This window comes from Klebsiella quasivariicola (assembly GCF_002269255.1).
Classification (GTDB): Bacteria; Pseudomonadota; Gammaproteobacteria; order Enterobacterales; family Enterobacteriaceae; genus Klebsiella; species Klebsiella quasivariicola.
This window is the reverse complement of the sequence record NZ_CP022823.1, coordinates 1593552-1614318: the sequence shown is the minus strand read 5'-3', so window position 1 is coordinate 1614318 and position 20767 is coordinate 1593552. Positions and strand designations below refer to the sequence as shown.

Below are 20767 nucleotides of genomic sequence, written 5' to 3'. Positions count from 1 at the left end.
TTATTTCCCCTTCACCATACCCATACGTGTATTGCGTTTCAAAGCGCGATGGTAAATCCATTCAGCGACAACAATGGCCAGCAATGCTCCGCCAATAATCTTGCCGGCATACTGGAAATACCCTCCCATATCGATTTGGGATGGTGGAATAAACAGCAACACAACGGCAAAAGCGATAGAAATAAAACCTAATGCAGGCAGTACGGCAGGTAATACTTTCCCCGGAATCTTGAAACTTCGCGGTGTGTCAGGCTGTGTTTTGCGCAGGCGCCAGAACGCCGGGAACATCACCAGGTAAGGGATAAAATAGGTGATCGTGGTCAGCGCAGTCAGCATCCAGTAGGCCGCCGCAACGCTTGGCGAGATAAAGGTTGAGAAGCACAATACCGTAACAATAATCGCCTGAACCATCAGCGCAAAAGCAGGTGTTTTCCAGACCGGATGCAATTGCGCAATTTTATCGCCTAACAGGTTATCTTCACGAGAAGCTTCCTGAAGCATGTAGATAGGGCCAACCAGCCATGAGTTAATCTGGCCCAATGCGCCGAAAAACATGCAGATAGCCATCACCGGAATCAGCCATGGCATATGGAGAGTATCGGCTGCAGCATGCATAGCCTGCATGACACCAGCAACAATATCGGTTTTCCCTGCTGGTAATAGCGTATTCAGCGCCCAGGTGCCAACCATATATATCCCGACAATGACGGCGGCAGAAACAGCCATCGCCCGCGGAAAATCACGCTGCGGGTTACGAGTACGCCCGGCGATCATCGGTGCGACCTCCAGACCGGCAAAAGCGAACATCATACTGGACAGGAAGACAATGGTATCCCAGTGCCCAAGATCAGGCACCCAGTTCGATGCACTCGCATAGTTCGTCTGCATCGGATGACCGGTGAGCAGCCAGACAATCGCCAGAACAATTAGAATCGCTGAAGGAATAAACACACCACACCAGGCGCTGATGCTGTTGATGATTTTCGTCCATTCCATACCGCGAATATTCATCAGCGTCAGTAGCCAGAAGATGACTGCCGAACCAATGCCGATGAATGCCTTATTCTCTGCCAGACCATTACCAATCATATATCCCAGAGCGGTAAAACCGAATTGCAGCATCAGCGGGAAAAACAGTACACATGAAAACAGGAAACAAACCACCACAATCCAGGCGATACGTTTCCCAAACGCCTCTTTAATCCAGACAAAAATACCACCGTCTTTCGGCCAGCCGGTGGACAGCTCGCCACATACCATTGCCAGAGGAAAGAACAGACAAAATGCGGCAATTACCCATAATAACATCGCAGAAGCCCCATAAGGCGCAACGTTGGGTATTTGGCGCAAACTAAGAATGGCAATGACATTCATAAAAACAATGTCTTTAATACCAAGTAAGCCAGAACTATTGTTACTCATGGCTATCTCCTGTTACCCCTCAGGGGCGTGACCGCCCCTGCAGAATCGCGTTATCCAGAGGCTTCAGTCATTATCTGAAGCCCAAACCACAGATTTAATAAAGGTCGTACTTGACCATATCTTCGTAACTATCTTCCCGGCGAATTAAACGGTCCTGTCCATTTTTATCAATCATCACCACGGCAGAACGCGGGCGGTTGTTATAGACAGTTTGGCTTTCAATGGTATAAGCCCCGGCATCAAGAAACGCGATAATATCGCCAGGCGCGGTGGATTTCGGCATCAGGAATTCTTCGCCTTTAACGCCCATATGGAAATAGTCACCACCATCGCACAGAGGGCCGGCAAGCTTGATCCATGCATCATGGGACTCGGTCATTCGGGAGGCATTGTATACATAGAAGAACCAGTCGAAATGCTGGCTATCGGACAGAATGCTGTACCCCGCATCGACAAACTTCCATTCAACGTGACACTCCACATTGCCATCAAGGTCATAGTTTGTTTTACGCTTTTCACAGGCAACTTCTGTTAGCAATACCGCAGCGGATCCAGTGACTTTGCGTCCTGGCTCAATACAGATTTCAACGTCAGTACGCCATTTATGCACCTCGCGGATCACCGCATCCGCGAAATCCTGCGCGGTGATCCCGGCATACATATTGTCTTTAAGTGGGTCACCGTTTTCTTCATCGTATTTATAAGGAACTGGAATACCGCCGCCCACATTAATCAAATCAAACTTAATGCCTAACACTTCTTCCAGACGACGAGACTCGTCCACCAGAACTTTTGTGGCTTTCGCAAACGGTTCTGATTCAGGTACCTGATCACCTACGTGCATATGCAATCCGCGCAGATGGACATAAGGCATCTCCAGGATTCGACGGCAGGTCTCTTCTGCCTGTTCAAGGTCGAGACCGGATTTAGCGTGGAAAGCAGTGACGAGTTCAGCATGTGTGGCTGAAGGCACATTAGGTTCTACACGCACACAAACATTAGCCACCTTCTTCAGCTTACGAGAGATCGCATCGATATGGTCAAGTTCATACAGGCTATCGACGTTGATTAAATACAGATCGTTGGCAATCGCAAACTCCAGGTCGGCGGGCTTCTTCACCACACCGTTGAACACGATCTGATCCCCACGGAAACCAATCTCAAGGCATTTACGGACTTCATACTGCGAATTCGCTTCGGCGCAGATACCTGCATCCCGAATGGCTTTCAGTACCCCCATGACAGAACAAGTTTTTGATGCAAAAAAAGTTTTCGTATTTTTATGTGCGGCAAATGCCTGCTCTATCTCCTTGATATTACGAATAATTTCTGGCTCAGAGAAAACATAAAACGGCGTCGGGTACTCACGCGCTAAAGCATCGAGATCAACACCTTCAAAACACAGGTGGCCGTTCTTCTGCTGAAAGCGTCGATCGGCCTCGACAACGTTGCGACGTAATTGATTGTAATTTTCGATAATGGAGTCGGTCATAACACCCTCTGCTTGTTGTTCTGTAAAAAAACCACACTTTTCATAATGGGAATAGCAACAAGCATGCCATATTTTAATCTTTAAAATTCAAATGGTTATGTAATTGTCTTTTTTGTAATTTTCGTCAAATCATGTGTTATTCATCATAGCGACGAAAATTTGTCACACTTATAATATGGATATTACGGGTAGAAAGGATTTGATTTCGTTATGGCATCAACCAATGAAGAGCTCGCTTCCGCACTTAAAATGTTCTCTCGTTTTTTCGATCTGATACATCAACCGTTGGCCGTCATTAACGAACGAGGTGAATATGTGTATTACAACCAGGAAAGCGCCGATCTGGACGGGTATAGTATTGAACAAGCGATGGGTAAACATATGCTGGATGTCTACCCCAGCATGAAAGAGAACCAAAGTACGATGCTTTCTTCACTAAAAGACGGGGTCGAGTATATTGGTCATTACCAGATTTACTACAATGCCCGGGGCCAGGCGGTGGATTACCAACATACCACCGCCCCGCTCTACTCCAGCAAGGGCAATATGGTCGGTGTTATCGAAATCGGCAGGAATATGTCCGGCGTCCGGCGATTACAGGAACAGGTTGTTGAGCTAAACCATCTGCTTTACGCTCAGGGCCGTGAAAAGCACCATGCTATCATTACTGAAAACGCCGAAATGCTTGCCATTATTGCCAAAGCTAAACGTCTGGCGGTGAGTAATATTCCCGTGACAATTGTTGGCGAAACGGGTACGGGTAAGGAACTTTTCTCCCGTCTTATCCACCAGTGCAGTAAACGCGCCAACAAACCCTTCATTGCGCTGAATTGCGGGGCGCTCCCGCCAACCCTGGTGGAGAGTACGCTTTTTGGCGCTATGCGCGGCGCTTATACTGGCGCGGAAAACAGCCAGGGCTATCTGGAACTGGCAAACGGTGGAACGCTTTTTCTTGATGAACTGAACGCAATGCCAATCGAGATGCAGAGCAAGTTGCTTCGCTTCTTACAGGATAAAACGTTCTGGAGGCTAGGCGGTCAACACCCTATTCATTCCGACGTGCGTATTATTGCTGCAATGAATGAATCCCCTGCGCGATTGATTCAGCAAGAGCGTCTGCGCCCGGACCTGTTTTATCGGCTTAACGTCGGGATGCTCATGCTTCCGCCACTACGCACTCGCCCGGAAGATATTCCTCTGTTGGCAAATTATTTCATTGATAAATATCGCAGTGAAGTTCCGCAAGATATCCATGGTCTCAGCGAGGCGGCACGTATTACGCTACTGAGCCATTCCTGGCCGGGCAATGTCAGGATGCTGGAAAACGCCATTGTCCGCAGTATGATCATGCAGGAAACCGATGGCATGCTGAAAAAGATCGTATTTGAAAACGAAGAACTGAATTTAGGCGGCCCGGAGACCCCAACATCGCTTCCCTCTCTCCCGGCAGCAGAACCGGATAACGAGAGCTCTCTCGAGGCACGGGTAGCAAATTACGAAAGGGGGTTGATAGAAACCGCGCTGGATACTTATCAGGGAAATATTGCAGCGGCGGCGCGCAGCCTCAACATCTCCCGAACGACGCTGAACTACAAGGTACAGAAATACGGCATCCGTTTTGGCGTCGTACACCGTTAAGCATCGCCAGCGACGCAACGCCGCTGGCTGCTGTAGCTCATTTACCCCTCGTTGTGCATCTCGAGGTTTTCCACTTCGTTCTGCAGCTGGACCGCTTTGGCATCATCGTTACGCAGAGAATCAAGGTAGTCGAGGTACTGCTGGTCGACATCCCGTGTGACGTACACGCCGTTGAACACCGAGCATTCAAACTGCTGAATATCCGGGTTCTCCGCGCGCACCGCGTCGATCAGATCGTTGAGATCCTGGAAAATCAGGCCGTCGGCGCCGATGATCTGGCGGATCTCGTCCACTTCGCGGCCATGAGCAATCAGCTCGGTGGCGGTCGGCATATCGATACCGTAGACGTTCGGGAAGCGAATTTCCGGTGCAGCAGAGGCCAGATAAACTTTTTTCGCCCCGGCTTCGCGCGCCATCTCAATGATCTGCTCAGAGGTGGTGCCGCGTACAATGGAATCGTCGACCAGCAGCACATTCTTATCGCGGAATTCCGCGCGGTTGGCGTTGAGCTTACGGCGAACAGATTTACGACGCAGCTGCTGGCCCGGCATGATAAACGTCCGGCCGACGTAGCGGTTCTTCACGAAGCCCTGACGATAAGGCTTGTCGAGAATGCGGGCGATTTCCAGAGCGATGTCGCAGGAGGTCTCCGGGATCGGAATAACGACGTCAATATCCAGATCTTCCCACTCGCGGGCAATCTTCTCGCCCAGCTTGGTCCCCATATTGACGCGGGCGCTGTAGACGGAAATTTTGTCGATAAACGAGTCTGGACGGGCAAAATAGACGTACTCGAACAGGCACGGGTTGCTGACCGGATTATCGGCACACTGACGGGTAAACAGCTGGCCTTTCTCGGTAATATAGACCGCTTCGCCCGGCGCGACATCGCGCAGGAATTCAAAACCGAGGGTATCGAGCGCCACGCTTTCCGAGGCCACCATATACTCGGTGCGGCCATCGCCAACGTCGCGTTTACCCAGCACCAGCGGACGAATGCCGTTGGGGTCGCGGAAGGCCACCATGCCATGACCGATGATCATCGCCACGCACGCGTACGCGCCGCGGATCAGGCGGTTGGTCGCCGCAATCGCAGCGAAGATGTTGTCCGCTTCCAGCGGGTAGTGACGGAAGTTATCCAGCTCACTGGCGAAAATATTGAGGAGGATTTCGGAATCAGAGGTGGTATTGATATGGCGGCGTTTTTCTTCAAACAGCTTTTTACGCAGCTCGTGCGCGTTGGTCAGATTGCCATTATGCGCCAAGGTGATGCCATACGGCGAGTTTACGTAAAACGGCTGCGCCTCGGAGGCGCTGGAGCTGCCCGCCGTGGGGTAACGCACGTGGCCAATCCCCATATTGCCCTGCATACGCTGCATATGGCGGGCTTCGAATACGTCGCTTACCAGCCCGTTAGCCTTACGCAACCGGAAGCAGTTGTTGGCATCAATGGTGATGATGCCAGCGGCATCCTGTCCACGGTGCTGGAGCACCGTTAGCGCATCATAAATCGACTGGTTAACCGGCATAACACCGGCGATACCGACAATACCGCACATACGTCTTTTCCTCGTTCAGCAACGACCCAAAGTCTATACTTTAGGCAAGAAACTTGACGAGCTTTGCAGGTATTCAAAAAACCATCTGATGACGGGGGTAAAATAGGGAATAAACTGCGACTGATGCCAGTCATCGCTCTTCGCCATCCCGGTAAAGGTATCAAGGAAGAACAAGATAGCGGCGATGATCAGCACCCCACGTAGCGCGCCGAAGCAGATCCCCAATACCCTGTCGGTTCCTGACAAACCGGTCTTCTCCACCAGCTGGCCTATCACATAGTTCACGATAGCGCCAACGATGAGCGTCACGATAAACAGCGCCGCAATAGCAATCCCATTTCGAACCCGTTCATCCTCAAAGCCCGTAAACCAGACAGACAGGTCAGCGTAGTAGTGGCTGGCGACATAAAATGCGCAACCCCACGTGACTAACGATAAAGCTTCGCGAACGAAGCCGCGGATCAGGCTGACCAGGCAAGAAAGACCCAGCACCGCCATAATGGCGTAATCAATCCAGACCATATACGTCCCACGATTTACGCCCTGTCGTCCAGTTCGGGGCGCATTCTAACAGAAAAAGAAAACGTTTGCGTAGGGATTTCCTTGCCCTACAGAAATAAAAATGGCGCTGAAAAAACATTCAACGCCAGACTGCCTTTCGCCTCTTCAGGGCGGCTGAGACAGGGTTTGCGGGGGATTTCGCCCCGCAAGGTTCTCTCCGCATGGCGGAAAAAACCATCAGTTCGGGGTAAAGCCCATCACCACCCCGCTAAGCCCGGAGATCTGTTGCAGATCGCCCAGCTGGCCTTTCAGCTTATCTTTTGATGCATCCGGGCCGACGAGGATGCGGGTAATTTTACCCTGTACCGGCGTCGAAGGCGATGTATAGACTTTGAAACCCGAGGCACGCAGTTTACCGACAATCTCATTCACCTTATCGGCGTTCTTCAGCGCACCCAGCTGAACCACATAGGCTTTCCCGGTCGGCGCCGGCAGGGCCGCCTGCTGCTGCGGGGACTGTTGCTGCTGTGGCTTAGCCGGCGGCGGCGTTGGCGTCGCGACCTGCTGCTGCGGCTGTGGTTTTGGCTGCGGCTTAGGCTGCGGTTTCGCGGCAACTACCGGTTCCTGAACATCATCGAAGCTGTTGCTGTTCACCGGAATACGCGACGGATCTAACGATGGCGCGGCGGCATCGCCAGCCCGCACCTCTTCCGCCGCCCCTTCCGGCGGCTGCGAAGGCAGGGCCTGGGTCGCCGCTGGCAGCATATCCGGTTCATCGCGATCGCCCGGTTTCGGCACCAGCGGGATCGCGGCAAACTCATCCTGGTAATGCTTTTTCTGCCCGTCCAGCAGCCCTGGCAGGATAATCACCCCCAGCGCCACCAGCACGATTGTCCCGACTAAACGGTTCTGAAACTTACTCGCCACCGATTCTCCCCGCGTCTATCTCTTCCATTACCTGCGCTACGGTATGAAATGAACCACACACCAGCACGGTATCTTCCACTTTAGCGTCAGCCATGGCCGCCTGCCACGCCTGCGCCACGCTGCTATAGACTGTGCCGCCACGCAAATGTTCCACCAGCTGTTCCGCCGTCGCCCCGCGCGGCCCATCCAGCGGCGCGCAGTACCAGACGTCGACTTCCGGCGCCAGATTGGCCAGCGTACCGGCAATGTCCTTATCGTGCAGCATACCAATAACCGCCAGCACGCGTCCCGTTTTCGCTAACGTTTTGAGACGGCCGGCGAGATAAGCCGCCGCGTGCGGGTTATGCGCCACATCAAGGATCACCCGCGGGGCGTTGCTAATTATCTGAAAACGCCCCGGCAACATCGCGTCGCGGATCCCCGCGCGCAGGATGGCGTCATCCACGGCAATCCCGCTGGCGCGCAGCGCCGCCACGGCCGTCGCCGCATTCGGCAACGGCACCTGAGGCAACGGCAGGTGGCTTAACGCCCCGGCCGCGTCGCGGAAGGACCATGTCTCACCCTCCACCTCATAGCGCCAGTCGACGCCGCGGCGCTGAAGCAGCGCGCCCTTCTCGCTCGCCACGTCAGCAATGGTGTGCGGCATATCCGGCTCACCCACTATCGCCGGTTTACCGGCGCGGAAGATACCCGCTTTTTCCCGGCCAATACTTTCGCGATCTGGCCCCAGCCAGTCGGTATGATCGAGCGCAATGCTGGTGACCACCGCGACGTCGGCATCTACGATGTTGGTGGCGTCGAGACGGCCGCCGAGGCCCACCTCCAGGATCACCACATCGAGCTGCGCCTGCTTAAACAGCCATAGCGCCGAGAGCGTGCCGTACTCAAAATAGGTCAACGAGATATCGCCCCGCGCCGCTTCAATTTCAGCAAACGAAGCCGTATGCGCCGCCTCCGGCAGTTCAGCCCCCTGAACGCGCACGCGTTCGGTGTAGCGCACCAGGTGCGGGGAGCTGTAGACCCCCACTTTATAGCCGGCCGCCATCAGGACGGTTTCCAGCGTGCGGCAGGTGGTGCCTTTGCCGTTGGTGCCCGCGACGGTAAAGACAAACGGCGCCGGTTTAACGATATCCATCTGCCGTGCGACCTCGCTGACGCGCGCCAGCCCCAGGTCGATGGTTTTACTGTGCAGATGTTCCAGATAAGAAAGCCACGTAGCCAGGGGCGACGTGGCCTGAGGAATAGGATCTTTTTCCATGATGCCCGCAAGAATTGACGGTTAACGCGTATGAATAAAAAAGGGCAGCGCCGCCAGGCCCTGCCCTCTGCTTTATCAGGCCTCGGGTTCCTGATCCGGTGCCGGCGGCACCACCACGCCTTCATGCGGCGCTTCCGAAACGGCAACCGGCGCCGGCAGGTTCATCAGCTTTGCCAGAATGCTGGCCAGCTTGAGACGCATTTCCGGGCGGCGAACGATCATATCGATCGCCCCTTTTTCAATCAGGAACTCGCTGCGCTGGAATCCCGGCGGCAGCTTCTCGCGTACGGTCTGCTCAATGACGCGAGGACCGGCAAAGCCGATCAGCGCTTTCGGCTCGGCAATGTTCAGGTCGCCCAGCATCGCAAAGCTCGCCGATACGCCGCCCATCGTTGGGTCGGTCAGCACGGAGATGTACGGTAATCCGCGCTCCTGCATTTTCGCCAGCGCGGCGGAGGTTTTCGCCATCTGCATCAGCGACATCAGCGCTTCCTGCATACGGGCGCCACCGGAGGCGGAGAAGCAGATCAGCGGGCAATTGTCTTCCAGCGCCTGCTCCACCGCGCGCACAAAGCGTGCGCCGACGACGGACCCCATCGAGCCACCCATAAAGGAGAACTCAAAGGCAGCGGCAACCACCGGCATCGCGTACAGCGTGCCTTTCATCACCACCAGCGCGTCTTTCTCGCCCGTCTCTTTCTGCGCGGACGCCAGGCGGTCTTTGTATTTTTTTGAATCGCGGAACTTCAGCACATCTTTTGGCTCAAGTTCGCTACCCAGTTCTACCAGAGAACCTTCATCCAACAGGCTATGCAGGCGATTACGCGCCGACATGCGCATATGGTGATCGCACTTAGGACAAACCTCCAGGTTGCGCTCCAGCTCGGCGCGGTAGAGTACCTGACCGCAGCTGTCGCACTTGGTCCATACACCCTCAGGAATGCTCGCCTTACGGGTGGGAGTGATGTTGCTTTTAATTCGTTCAATCCAGCTCATTGATAACCTTTCTGCCTGAACCTGGTCGATGCCAGTTTTGTCGTAAGGGGCGCATAATGCCATTTTTGCCTCTTACAGACCATGAATGTTGCACATTAAATCATATCATCCCGGAACATGGGATAAAAAAGTGGTCAAACCGCTGCGCGTGACCGTCATGCGCGGCTGCGCGCAGCGCAGGCCGGGCTACTTAGCCTGCTTTGCCGCCGCCCGCTTATGGCGAATAATCTCAATCACGCCCGGCAGAACCGAGAGAACGATGATCGCCACTATCAGCAGCTTCAGGTTCTCCTGCACCACCGGCAGGTCGCCAAAGAGATAGCCAGCGTAGCTAAACAGCAGCACCCACAGCAGCGCCCCAACCACGTTATAGGCCGCAAAATGACGATAGGACATATGTCCCATTCCCGCCACAAACGGTGCGAAGGTTCGGACTATCGGCACAAAGCGCGCCAGGATAATGGTTTTTCCGCCGTGACGTTCATAGAAGCTATGGGTTTTATCCAGATAGCTACGACGGAAAATCTTCGAGTTCGGATTACTGAACAGCTTCTCGCCGAACAGTCGGCCAATGGTGTAGTTGACCGCATCGCCGACGATGGCCGCGATGACCATCAGCAATACCATCAGGTGAACATTAAGATCGTTCGTCGGCAAAGCCGAGAGCGCCCCCGCCACAAACAGCAGTGAATCCCCCGGCAGGAACGGCGTGACCACCAGCCCGGTTTCGCAGAACAGAATCAAAAACAGAATGGCATAAACCCAGACGCCGTACTGGGCTACCAGCTCGGCAAGGTGCACATCAATATGCAGGATGAAATCAATTAAAAAGTGAATCAAGTCCATATTCGTCTTTACCCTTAATGACCCTATTAGTCCGCCAGAAACAGCGGGCCCATTGGCAGCACCGGTAAATCATAGTGGGCCGGGTAATCCACCGACACCAGATACAACCCTTCCGCTTTTGCCGTCGCCGCAGCGAGCGTCCTGTCTTTTGCTGCCAGCAGCTCTGCCATCCAGCTCTCCGGCTGGTTTCCGGCCCCGACTTCCATCAGGCTGCCTACGATATTCCTGACCATATGATGTACAAAGGCATTCGCTTTGATATCCACCACCACATACGCGCCGTAGCGGTTAACGTTAATATGCATCACGTTGCGCCACGGGGTGCGCGACTGACACTGCACCGCGCGAAACGAGGTGAAATCATTCTCTCCCAGCAGACACTGCGCGGCGCGCTGCATACGCGCGGCATCAAGCGGCTGGTGAAAATGCGTCACGCCCTGGCTCAACACCGCCGGACGCAGGCGATGATTATAGATGACGTAACGATAGCGGCGCGCCGTGGCGCTGAACCGGGCGTGAAAATCCGCCGGCACATGTTTGACCCAACGCACCGCGATGTCACCAGGTAAATTCGCATTTACCCCCAGCGTCCAGGCGGCATCTTTCCGCTGCGCCCGGGTTTCGAAATGCACCACCTGGCCGGTGCCATGAACACCGGCGTCGGTGCGGCCAGCGCAAAAAACGGTAATCGGTTCGTTCGCCACCTGCGAGAGCGCCTTTTCCAGCTTCTCCTGCACGCTGCGCACTTCGTTTTGCCGCTGCCAGCCGTAATATTTGCTGCCGTCGTACTCGATGCCCAGCGCGATTTTACAGACCGGCTGTTGCTCCATCTCAGACATCAGTACAGGTACTCCTCGATCAGCTTCTCGGCGATCTTCACCGCCATCAGCGCGCCGCCGAAGCGGACGTTATCCGCCACCGACCAGAACTGGACCTGCTCCGGCATACCGTAATCGTTATGCACGCAGCCGATGGAGAGGCGGGCATTGCCGGAGGCATCGCCAACCTGGGTCGGGAATTCCCCCTCTTCAGAAAGCTCGATATCCTCGCCGCGGGTAAAGGCGTCGCGCGCCTCTTCCGCCGCCAGTGGACGCATCGCTTCGAAGCTCACCATCTGCGCATGGCCGTAGAAGACCGGCGACTGAACGACGCTGGCGGAGATCATCAGCCCGTCATCCTGGAGAACTTTGCGCGCTTCATCGACGATACGCCGCTCTTCGCGCACGCTACCTTCACGATCCGGCAGCAACGGCAGCATATTGAACGCCAGCTGGCGGCCGAAGAAATCATCTTCATCGATAGGGATGCCGTTCAGCAGCTTGGCGCTCTGCCCTGCCAGCGCATCCACCGCTTTTTTCCCCTGTCCCGAGGCGGAGAGCAGGTTGGTGACGCTGATGCGCGACAGCCCGCCCTGATCGATAAGCGGCTTGAGTGCCGTCAGCAGCTGGCTGGTCAGGCTGTTGGGCACCGCAATCAGGTTGCGGTTGCGATAATCGCCTAATACGAACGGGTTCACATCCGGCACCACCAGCGGTACGTCCGGCTCCAGCGCAAACAGGCCGCTGAGATCGATGACCAGACAACCAGCATTGGTAGCGTCTTCGATATACGCTGCACTGGCTTCGACGCCGGCAGCGAAAAAGGCCAGCTGGGCCTGGGTCCAGTCAAATTCGGCGGCGTCCCTGACGATCACCGACTTGCCACCAAACCGCAGATGTTCGCCCGCGCTTTCATTGCGTGCCAGAGCAAAAATCTCCCCCACCGGGAACTGGCGTTCAGCAAGAGTTTCGAGCAGGGCTTCGCCTACGGCGCCCGTTGCGCCCAGTACGGCAATATTCCAGCCTTCAGACATGGTGGTTTACTCCAGAAATAAAGCGGCCCTGCCGGAGTATCCGGCAGGGGCATTAAGAAGACATTAACGAACAGGATGATGCACAGCGTTAAAACCGAGCTGGCGCAACAGCGTCGCCGCCTGCTCATCGCTGCACTGTACGTACAGCGAAGACCATTCGCGGCGTTCCTGATAATTTTTGCGCAGCTTGTCGAATTCACCGGCGACGCCCGCTACCTTTCGCAGCGGCGCATCATCGCGGCGCACATCATACACCAAATGGACCAGTCTTTTCAGCGTCGGCTGATCGAGCGGCCCATGCAGGGTGATGCGGCCAAACTCCGGGGCCGGCAGCAAAGTATCCAGCGCCACCTGCTGGGGATGGCCAATGAACGCGCTATAGGCTTCAAACACCTGCGTCGTACCGCGCGCCTTCCCTTCGAGGGTGTAACCGGCGATATGCGCCGTACCGATATCCACCCGCTTGAGAAGCTCAACGTTGAGATCCGGCTCCGGCTCCCAGACGTCGAGCACCACGCTCAGCGGCTGGCCGGCTTCCAGCCGTTTCAGCAACGCGGCGTTATCCACTACCGGCCCGCGGCAGGCGTTGATCAAAATCGTTCCTGGCTTCAGGCGGCTAATCAGCGCCTCATCCGCCAGATGCAGGGTTTTATATTGCCCTTCTTTATATAGAGGCGTGTGGAAGGTCAGCACATCGGCTTCCTTAACCAGCGCCTCGAGGGAGCGGAAGTCGCCTTCGTCACCGCGATCGGCGCGCGGTGGGTCGCAGAGCAGGGTTTTGATCCCCAATGCTTCCAGGCGCTTTTGCAGCCGCCCGCCGACGTTGCCGACGCCAACGATCCCAACGGTGCGATCGCGCAGCGCAAAGCCGTCACGTTCGGCCAGCATCAGCAGCGATGAAAAGACGTACTCCACCACCGCAATGGCGTTGCAGCCAGGCGCCGCGGAGAAACCAATCCCCGCCTGCTGCAGCCACGCTTGATCAACGTGATCGGTGCCTGCGGTCGCCGTGCCGACGAACTTGATGGCCTTGCCGGCGAGTAATGCTTCATTGACCCGGGTGACCGAGCGTACCATTAAGGCGTCTGCATCGGTCAGGGCATCGGCCGGAACCGGACGGCCCGGGATCGCCTGCACAGCGCCTAAACGGCTAAAAAGCTCACGGGCATAGGGCATATTTTCATCAACGAGGATTTTCACAGTTCAGTACCTGTCTGAGAACGAGAGTTAACCGGGGAAGTGTGCCATAATCTGGCCGCCAGGCATACTCATCACCTGGTTCCAGCACCGCGATATCGAAAGGATGAATCATGACGCACCCCCTTGCAGATATGCCAGACCGTCCTCCGGGGCGAGGTCCTTCAGGCACTGCCGCCACCGGCGAACCTTCACTTTCCATGCAGCAACGCACCGTCCTGGAGCGACTGATCACGCGCCTGGTGGCGCTGACCTCGCAGCAGAATGCGGAAGTGTGGGCCTGCGTCAAACACGACCTCGGCCTGAAAGGCGATACGCCCCTGCTGGCCCGCCATTTCAACGCCGCCGAGGCGAGTCTCAATCAGCGTTTAGCCACGGCTCAGGACAATCATCATCACCGCCAGACGCTGGCGCAGCTCAGCGATCTGCTTGGCCAGGGCAATAACCGCCAGGCGGTGAGTGATTATATTCGTCAGCATTATGGGCAAACCGCGCTGCACGCACTCAGCCAGCCGCAGCTGGAGAATATTCTGCATCTGCTGCAGCGCGGTCAGCTGTCGATCCCGCAGCCACAGCAGCGCCCGCCAACCCTGCGCCCGCTGTTGCCGGCCGAGCACAACACGCTTAATCAGCTGGTGACTAAGCTGGCGGCCGCCACCGGTGAACCAAGCAAACTGATTTGGCAGTCCATGCTGGAGCTTTGCGGCGTCAAGTCCGGGGAGCTGATCCCGGCGACGCACTTCCTGCCGCTTTCGTACTGGCTTCAGGCGCGGCAGACGCTGAGTGCGCAAAGCGCGCCCACGCTCACCTCGCTGCAGGGGGCGCTCAAGCAGCCGCTGGAAGCCGCGGAGTGGCAAAAGATTGTCGACTTTGCAAGTCGCAACTGGCAGATCACGCCGCAGACCACGCTGAGTCCGGCGCAGATCCTGGCGTTGCTGAATAAGGTGTTTGTGCTGCGGGTAGCCCGTGCCCAGGAGACGCTGGCCATCCCGCTGGAGGAACCCGCGGCGAAGCGGATGTGGTCCGCTAAGCCGTGGCAGCTGGTGCTGGGCGGAGTGCTGATCCTGCTGCTTCTGCTATGGTGGCTGCTGTAGCCCGGAACGCCCGCATCGCGCGGGCGCCTGTAGGTGATTTACCGGTTACCACCACACCTCTGCCTGAACGCCAACCATAAACTCATCTTTACTTTCGTCATTGAAGGTGAATTGCGACAGCTGGTTATCAAGAATATTGATATAGGTACCATAGAAGCGAATTTCAGGCCGCGACCCCAACAGACTCGGGCCGACCTTGAGCGCATGGTACAGCGTGGTTTTATACGCCGACTCTTTCAGATCGCCGCTCTGGCTGGTGGTATTTTTCTGGGTAAACCACCCCAGCTCAACCCCGGTCTGGTTCCAGGTATTCCATATCCAGGCCGGGCGGATCACCGCGCGCAGGCTGTCAAAATCGCTGTGCGCCCCGCTTTCATAGCTATAGATATCGTTACCGTGGGCCCATACCAGCGAATTCGCCATGATAATACGATCGGCAAGATACATTTCTCCCTGCGAGATCAAACGCCAGGCCACGCCGTTGGTATGATCGCCATAGTAATAGCGTCCGCTGGCCATGGAGTTACTGGCGCCGGAGAAGTTGGCGAAACTGCTGGCGTATGAGTTATTCGCCACCTGCAGCGTAAATTCGTTGAAGCCTTTACGCTCCAGCTCCTGACGAATAATAGCGGTGGCCATCCAGGTATCTTTGAACCGGAAGTAGCTGTTGTTATCTTCGTTTCTCTCCTGCTCGTCATTTTTATTAGCAAACGCGTATTTGCCCATTAACGACAGCGACCCCGACTGCCACAGCGGAATATTGCGATAGCGCAGGTCGACGGAGTTGGTGTTCATCTGGGTGGTTTGCGTGAAATCACGGGAGTACACGTCGACGTCGTTCCGGCTGACGGAAGCATCCAGCTGACCCACCCCCAGCGCCCAGTTCTGGATCCCGACCCCGGCCGCAACGTCGGTGGTCAGTGACTTCCAGTCCAGCATCTGAATTTCATACTCGGGCAGTTTATGTTTGCCGACCCAGAAATCCGCCTCGGGCGCGAACGGCAGGAAACCTTTGGTGGTCAGGAAAATATCACTAAACTGCAAAATGCTGTCGGTATCCTGGCCGGCAAACCAGGCGTCGTTATACTGCTCGCCGACGTTGCCGTCGTATGTCACGACGGCATTCGCCGTTTTGCCATCCTGGTTATAGACCCGCTGATTCAGCGTTAAGTCGAACCAGCCACTCATTTCATTACCAAAACGGCCCAGCGAGCCGGGGGCATAGGTCTGTGACGATCCATGGTTTGACGTCCCCCAGCCGGAACGGAAGTACCCCTGGTAGCTAAAGCCAATATCGTCTTTGACAAATTTACTGATGTCCTTCAGGGTGACGCTTTCCAGTTTCGGCTTCTGACCGTCGGTATCGATAACCGCCACCTGCTGACTGGCTTTCACCTGCACCGGGGCGGCTTTTTTACTCAGTTCATTATTCTCGTTGGCAATATTTTCCGCCACCGGTGACGTTGCCGTTGAATAACCCGCAGTGAGCTGACGTTTTTCATTCTCCTTAATGCTTTTTTGTAATTCGGCTACCTTGCCTTTATAGGTCGATAATTGAGATTGTGTTTTTTGCAGCTCTTTTTTATTCGCCGAAAGTTCTGACTCCAGTAATTCCAGACGCTGTTCAATGGTTAATTTAGCCGCCATCACATCATTTGTCGAAATAGCCAGCAGTACCGATAAAGACAATAAGCTCACCTTCAATTGACTTGAATACATAGGGTACCTTTACATATTGTTATAATTCACCTTCAGCCAGAACGGCTGAAGGCGGATAAATCAGGCAGAGAGTTCGTTGCGTAAGGCAATAATTTCTTTAGCGAGATCCTGACATAGCATGGCCGTCATTAAATGGTCCTGCGCGTGTACCAGAATAAGGTTAACGGTTATTTTTCCACAGCCTTCGTCCTCACCGATCAACATCGTTTGGATCTTATGTGCGGCGCGGCAGGCCGCGTCGGAGCTGGCCATCAACTCCGTAGCCCGCCCCCACTCGCGCTGTCGGGACGCGGCTATCGTCTCCATGGCGTCTGAGCGCGCCTGACCGGCATAGATCAGCAGTTCCATGACCGTACTTTCATCTGCAAACATTGCTATCCTCTCTATTCCGCCGCCGCTGCGGTATTGACCTTGTTAGCGGCAATCACAAACGGTAAGTAAATCAGTGTTGAAACCGCGAGGCACAGGATGCCGACAAACAGCGCCAGCCAGTTGCCTCCCGTGCCAAAGAAGGCGATAAGCGGCCCGGGTGTGGTCCACGGGACGGCATAAGCAATCGGCGGAATAAACTCCATGCTGATAAAGAAATAGCCAATCAATGAATTCACAAACGGCACCAGAATGAACGGGATCACCAGGATGGGGTTAAGCACAATCGGCAGACCAAACATCACCGGCTCATTGATGTTAAACAGGCCCGGCACGAAGGCCATTTTTGCCAGATCACGGTAATCTTTACGCCGGGAGGCGATAAAAATGGCCAGCAGCAACCCCAGCGTCATACCCGACCCACCGCAGTTAGCAAACGCATCGTTGATACCGGTCCAGGTGATGGGATACGGCGCTCCCCAGGTGCTGCCATGTGAGGCGGCATAGGAGAGGTTTTCGAGATTGGCTTCCGAGAAAATAGTCTCCCGGATAGCGGCCACGGTATTCGGCCCATGGATCCCCAGTACCCAGAGGAAATTCGCCACCAGCCCCAGCACCAGAACGGTAACAATGTTGGTCCCCATATCCTTCAGCGGGGCCTGAATAAGGGTATAAATCAGGTCGTTAAGGCCATTTGGAGAAATACGCGTCAACAGATAATTGAGGATCGAAAAGAAGATCATCACGAAGAAAATCGGCAACAACACCTTAAATGAACGCGCCACCGCCGGCGGCACCGCGGCAGGCATAGTGATGGTCACTTTTGGGTTACGCGCCAGGCGACAAAAGACCTCGCTGGAAATCAGCGCAACGATAATCGCCACAAACAACCCCTGCGGGCCAAGATATTTAGTCGCCAGATAGGCCTGGCCATCAATGATGGTGTAAGGGGTGTAGACGACAAAAAAGGCGCCGATCGCCGTCAGGCCGCACAGGAGATCGTCCTGTTGATAGCTGATCGCCATATTGCGCGCCACCAGAAAGGTGATCAATATCGCCATGATATTGACCGACCCGTTCATTACCGGGGTGAAAATCTGCTGCGCTTCCGCCAGATTGGGGAATATCGAGCCTAAATGCAGAATACTGGCGATAAATCCGTCAGGCGATAAAATAGCAAAGTTGATAAGAATAATCAGCGAACTGGCCATTACGATGGGAAACGAAAGAATAAACGCATCGCGAATCGCTGAAACGTGGATCTGAGAATTTAATTTAATCGCGACAGGCACGAGAATTTTTTCCATGCCACGCTCAAAGGTATCCATGAAACTCATGACGAACCCTTATTCATAATAATTAATTAGCGTCACCATGTTTTAGCCACAGCTGTCCATGGCCTGAATGACATAGCCACACAATAACGGGGAATAATGAAGAAACTAACGCTTTGCCAGTAATGCCAGTGCATTATCCAGAACGGCTTTACCGTCCATCTGCCCATAATATTTCATATCAATCACCGCTACCGGCATTTTACCCTGAGCCACCTCTTCTATTTCATTTTTTTGAAAACGCACCTGCGGGCCTAAAAGCAAAACATCCACTTCGTTGTTCTTAATCTTTTCTTTGGCTTCAGAAATAGCCATAGCATTGATATTCACCGAAACCTTAATATTCGCCGCCTGCTCCTGCATTCGCTTCACTAACATACTGGTCGACATTCCTGCTGCACACACTAACAATATATTTTGCATTAACTCATCCTTTTAATTTATGACCTCAATTGACGAGCACTTTAATAATTGTTAATTTTCTTAACCGCGGTTTTGATCACAGTTAGCCATCCTGAAGTGGTGCAGAAGTAAAGCAAAAAATGAACGTCTTGGCCTGTACTTAACGTCGTACGATAGCAAGCCCATGTTTCCAAAGGGATTATGGAGATTCAAAAGTGGTTTACAAAAATATCGTCAATTTGCTTAAAAACAAAATTAATAGCCCGTTCTACAACATTGGCGATCTTCTGCCAGCCGAAAAAGAGTTAGCAGAACTTTATGATGTTTCACGCAATACGTTACGTAAGGCGCTGAAAACCCTGGAAGAGGATGGTTTAATCGAACGCCGACATGGCTCAGGCACATGGATTAGAAATAAGCATTTCCAGGCGTCGGTGACGCATTTAGACAGTTTTACCGAAATTGCCCGTAATCAGGGGAAAACGCCCTCCAGCCAGATCCTAAAATTTGAGTTACAGCCCGCCTCGGAGGAAATTGCCCGTGGGCTGCAATTGCAGCACGGTGAAGCGGTATATTATGCTAAAAGATTGCGTTTTATCGATAATATTGCGATGCAATTAGAGGAAACCTGGCTGTCAGCGACCCGCTTTCCCGATCTGACCATCGCGCATATGAAGAAATCGAAGTTTTCATATATAGAAAACGAATGCGGAGTAAGAATAAATGGATGTTACGAATCAATAGTGCCGATACTGCCGACGCCTGAGCTGGCAACCCTCCTGCATATCAGCGCTAAAGATCCGATTATTCGCATGCAGACCCAGGCGATTGATGAACACCACCAGCCTATCGATTACTCCATTTTGTATACCAATATGTTCGAGTTCCAGGTGAAGTATTATCTGCCGCGGCAGACGGCGTCCGGCCTGCCCGCGGGCAAGACCGGACCATAACCTAACCCTGACGGCGAAAAGAGATGAGGGTGACGAGGATCCCCAGCGCCGCGCAGAGGGCGCCGGCAAGGAACACCGACGAGTAGCCCAGCGAGGTGGCCAGCAGACCGGTCAGCGGCCCGGTCAGACCATAGGAGATATCCTGAAAGGCCGCATAGCCGCCGAGCGCGGTACCGCGCACCTGGGCCGGGACGCGCTTGACCACCTCCACGCCGAGCGACGGGAAAATCAGGGAGCAGCCGCATCCGGTCAGGGCCGCACCGGCCAGCGCCACCCAGACGCCCGGCGCCAGCCCCAGCAGCGTCAGACCGACCGCCTCTATCAGCAGCGAGACCATCGCCACCTTAACGCCGCCGAACCGATCTGGCATCCAGCCGAACAGCACCCGCATCAGCACGAAGGCTCCGCCAAACGCCGTCAGGGTAAAGCCGGCCATCGGCCAGCTATGACTGGCAAAATAGAGCGAAACGAAGGTGCCGATCACCGCAAAGCCGACGCCCTGCAGGCCCAGGCCAAGACCTGGCCGCCAGATCATACCGATGACGCCCCACAGCGAAGGTCGCTCGCCACCGTGGGCCGCCACTTTACGCACGCTACCGTTGATAAGCCAGGCAACGAGCGGTAGTCCCATGGTGACGCAGGCCAGGACCGCCACGCCAAACTGGCTGTAAATTAATAATCCCAGCGGGGCACCGACCGCCAGCGAACCGTACATCGCCATGCCGTTCCATGACATCACTTTGCCCGAGCGGGCGGGTCCCACAAGCCCCATTCCCCAGCTCAGATTACCGGTCAGCAGCTGACTTTCGCCAAACCCGAGGATCAAGCGACCCAACAGCAGCAGGCCAAGTCTGGCGAGCACCGGCAGCGGCAGCAGCGCGGCGGCCAGCCATGCCGCCCCGGCCAGGGCGCAGGCCAGCATCCCTTGCAGGACGGAGCGTTTGGCGCCGTACTGGTCGGCCAGGCGCCCGGCGTAGCCGCGGGTCAGAACGGTGGCGAGGAACTGGATCCCCACCGCTACGCCAACCACGGTGTTACCAAAACCCAGCTCCTGGTGGACAAACAGCGGGATCACCGGCAGCGGCAAACCGACGGTCATATAGGTCAAAAAGACGGCAAACGTAATACGAAACAGCGAAAAATTCGCCGATGAATTGGATGTTGTTTCAGTAACTGCGGACATGCATTACTCCAGATTTGCAGAGTAA

General features: G+C 54.8%; 19 protein-coding genes. 3 read left to right on the top strand and 16 right to left on the bottom strand.

The window, feature by feature from the left end; translation table 11 throughout:
- Both B8P98_RS08255 and dokD read right to left on the bottom strand, forming a co-directional pair.
- Nucleotides 1-1422 (bottom strand): APC family permease, encoded by a 1422-nt coding sequence (locus tag B8P98_RS08255; protein ID WP_080896898.1) that lies wholly within the window; start codon nt 1420-1422, stop codon nt 1-3.
- A 94-nt stretch (nt 1423-1516) separates the two neighbouring features.
- Complete coding sequence (gene dokD / locus B8P98_RS08250; protein WP_025713413.1) at nt 1517-2914, bottom strand: ornithine/lysine decarboxylase DokD; 1398 nt, start codon at nt 2912-2914, stop codon at nt 1517-1519.
- 210 nt (nt 2915-3124) lie between these two features.
- Here dokD and B8P98_RS08245 point away from each other — a divergent pair, with 210 nt between their 5' ends.
- Nucleotides 3125-4552 (top strand): sigma-54 interaction domain-containing protein, encoded by a 1428-nt coding sequence (locus tag B8P98_RS08245; protein ID WP_080896897.1) that lies wholly within the window; start codon nt 3125-3127, stop codon nt 4550-4552.
- A gap of 41 nt (nt 4553-4593) precedes the next feature.
- On the opposite strand, the gene purF is transcribed toward B8P98_RS08245, so the two are convergent.
- From purF to pdxB, 9 genes are all read right to left on the bottom strand, one after another.
- The gene (gene purF, locus B8P98_RS08240) at nt 4594-6111 is read right to left on the bottom strand and encodes an amidophosphoribosyltransferase (RefSeq protein WP_080896896.1); all 1518 of its coding nucleotides are present in this window, start codon (nt 6109-6111) and stop codon (nt 4594-4596) included.
- Nucleotides 6112-6144: 33 nt separating this feature from the next.
- Nucleotides 6145-6633 (bottom strand): colicin V production protein, encoded by a 489-nt coding sequence (gene cvpA, locus B8P98_RS08235; protein WP_002913214.1) that lies wholly within the window; start codon nt 6631-6633, stop codon nt 6145-6147.
- A gap of 216 nt (nt 6634-6849) precedes the next feature.
- Nucleotides 6850-7539, bottom strand: a complete 690-nt coding sequence (gene dedD, locus B8P98_RS08230) for a cell division protein DedD (protein ID WP_080896895.1) — start codon at nt 7537-7539, stop codon at nt 6850-6852.
- Nucleotides 7529-8797: a bifunctional tetrahydrofolate synthase/dihydrofolate synthase gene (gene folC / locus B8P98_RS08225; RefSeq protein ID WP_080896894.1), complete on the bottom strand. Its 1269-nt coding sequence runs from the start codon at nt 8795-8797 to the stop codon at nt 7529-7531. The genes dedD and folC overlap by 11 nt, the downstream gene beginning before the upstream one ends.
- Nucleotides 8798-8872: 75 nt before the next feature.
- Entirely contained in the window at nt 8873-9793 is a 921-nt protein-coding gene (gene accD / locus B8P98_RS08220) for an acetyl-CoA carboxylase, carboxyltransferase subunit beta (RefSeq protein WP_002913220.1), read from the bottom strand.
- Nucleotides 9794-9979: 186 nt separating this feature from the next.
- Entirely contained in the window at nt 9980-10639 is a 660-nt protein-coding gene (locus B8P98_RS08215; RefSeq protein WP_025713418.1) for a DedA family protein, read from the bottom strand.
- A 26-nt stretch (nt 10640-10665) separates the two neighbouring features.
- On the bottom strand, nt 10666-11478 hold the full coding sequence (gene truA, locus B8P98_RS08210; protein WP_080896893.1) for a tRNA pseudouridine(38-40) synthase TruA: 813 nt from the start codon (nt 11476-11478) through the stop codon (nt 10666-10668).
- Entirely contained in the window at nt 11478-12491 is a 1014-nt protein-coding gene (locus tag B8P98_RS08205; protein ID WP_025713420.1) for an aspartate-semialdehyde dehydrogenase, read from the bottom strand. Before B8P98_RS08205 ends, truA begins: the two co-directional genes overlap by 1 nt.
- Nucleotides 12492-12554: 63 nt before the next feature.
- On the bottom strand, nt 12555-13691 hold the full coding sequence (gene pdxB / locus B8P98_RS08200; RefSeq protein WP_080896892.1) for a 4-phosphoerythronate dehydrogenase PdxB: 1137 nt from the start codon (nt 13689-13691) through the stop codon (nt 12555-12557).
- A gap of 110 nt (nt 13692-13801) precedes the next feature.
- On the opposite strand from pdxB, the gene flk reads away from it, so the two are divergent.
- On the top strand, nt 13802-14782 hold the full coding sequence (gene flk, locus B8P98_RS08195; RefSeq protein WP_042929579.1) for a flagella biosynthesis regulator Flk: 981 nt from the start codon (nt 13802-13804) through the stop codon (nt 14780-14782).
- 45 nt (nt 14783-14827) lie between these two features.
- On the opposite strand, the gene B8P98_RS08190 is transcribed toward flk, so the two are convergent.
- The 4 genes from B8P98_RS08190 to B8P98_RS08175 all read right to left on the bottom strand — a co-directional run bounded on the left by B8P98_RS08190 (nt 14828) and on the right by B8P98_RS08175 (nt 18627).
- Nucleotides 14828-16501 (bottom strand): carbohydrate porin, encoded by a 1674-nt coding sequence (locus B8P98_RS08190; RefSeq protein ID WP_087806163.1) that lies wholly within the window; start codon nt 16499-16501, stop codon nt 14828-14830.
- A 60-nt stretch (nt 16502-16561) separates the two neighbouring features.
- Complete coding sequence (locus tag B8P98_RS08185) at nt 16562-16873, bottom strand: PTS lactose/cellobiose transporter subunit IIA (RefSeq protein WP_025713424.1); 312 nt, start codon at nt 16871-16873, stop codon at nt 16562-16564.
- Nucleotides 16874-16884: 11 nt separating this feature from the next.
- On the bottom strand, nt 16885-18207 hold the full coding sequence (locus B8P98_RS08180) for a PTS sugar transporter subunit IIC (protein ID WP_025713425.1): 1323 nt from the start codon (nt 18205-18207) through the stop codon (nt 16885-16887).
- Nucleotides 18208-18312: 105 nt separating this feature from the next.
- The gene (locus tag B8P98_RS08175) at nt 18313-18627 is read right to left on the bottom strand and encodes a PTS sugar transporter subunit IIB (RefSeq protein WP_087806161.1); all 315 of its coding nucleotides are present in this window, start codon (nt 18625-18627) and stop codon (nt 18313-18315) included.
- Between the two features lie 194 nt (nt 18628-18821).
- On the opposite strand from B8P98_RS08175, the gene B8P98_RS08170 reads away from it, so the two are divergent.
- Nucleotides 18822-19559, top strand: coding sequence for a GntR family transcriptional regulator (locus tag B8P98_RS08170; protein WP_025713427.1), 738 nt, complete (start codon nt 18822-18824; stop codon nt 19557-19559).
- Nucleotide 19560: 1 nt separating this feature from the next.
- On the opposite strand, the gene B8P98_RS08165 is transcribed toward B8P98_RS08170, so the two are convergent.
- Nucleotides 19561-20742 (bottom strand): MFS transporter, encoded by a 1182-nt coding sequence (locus B8P98_RS08165; RefSeq protein WP_025713428.1) that lies wholly within the window; start codon nt 20740-20742, stop codon nt 19561-19563.
- Nucleotides 20743-20767: the final 25 nt, after the last annotated feature.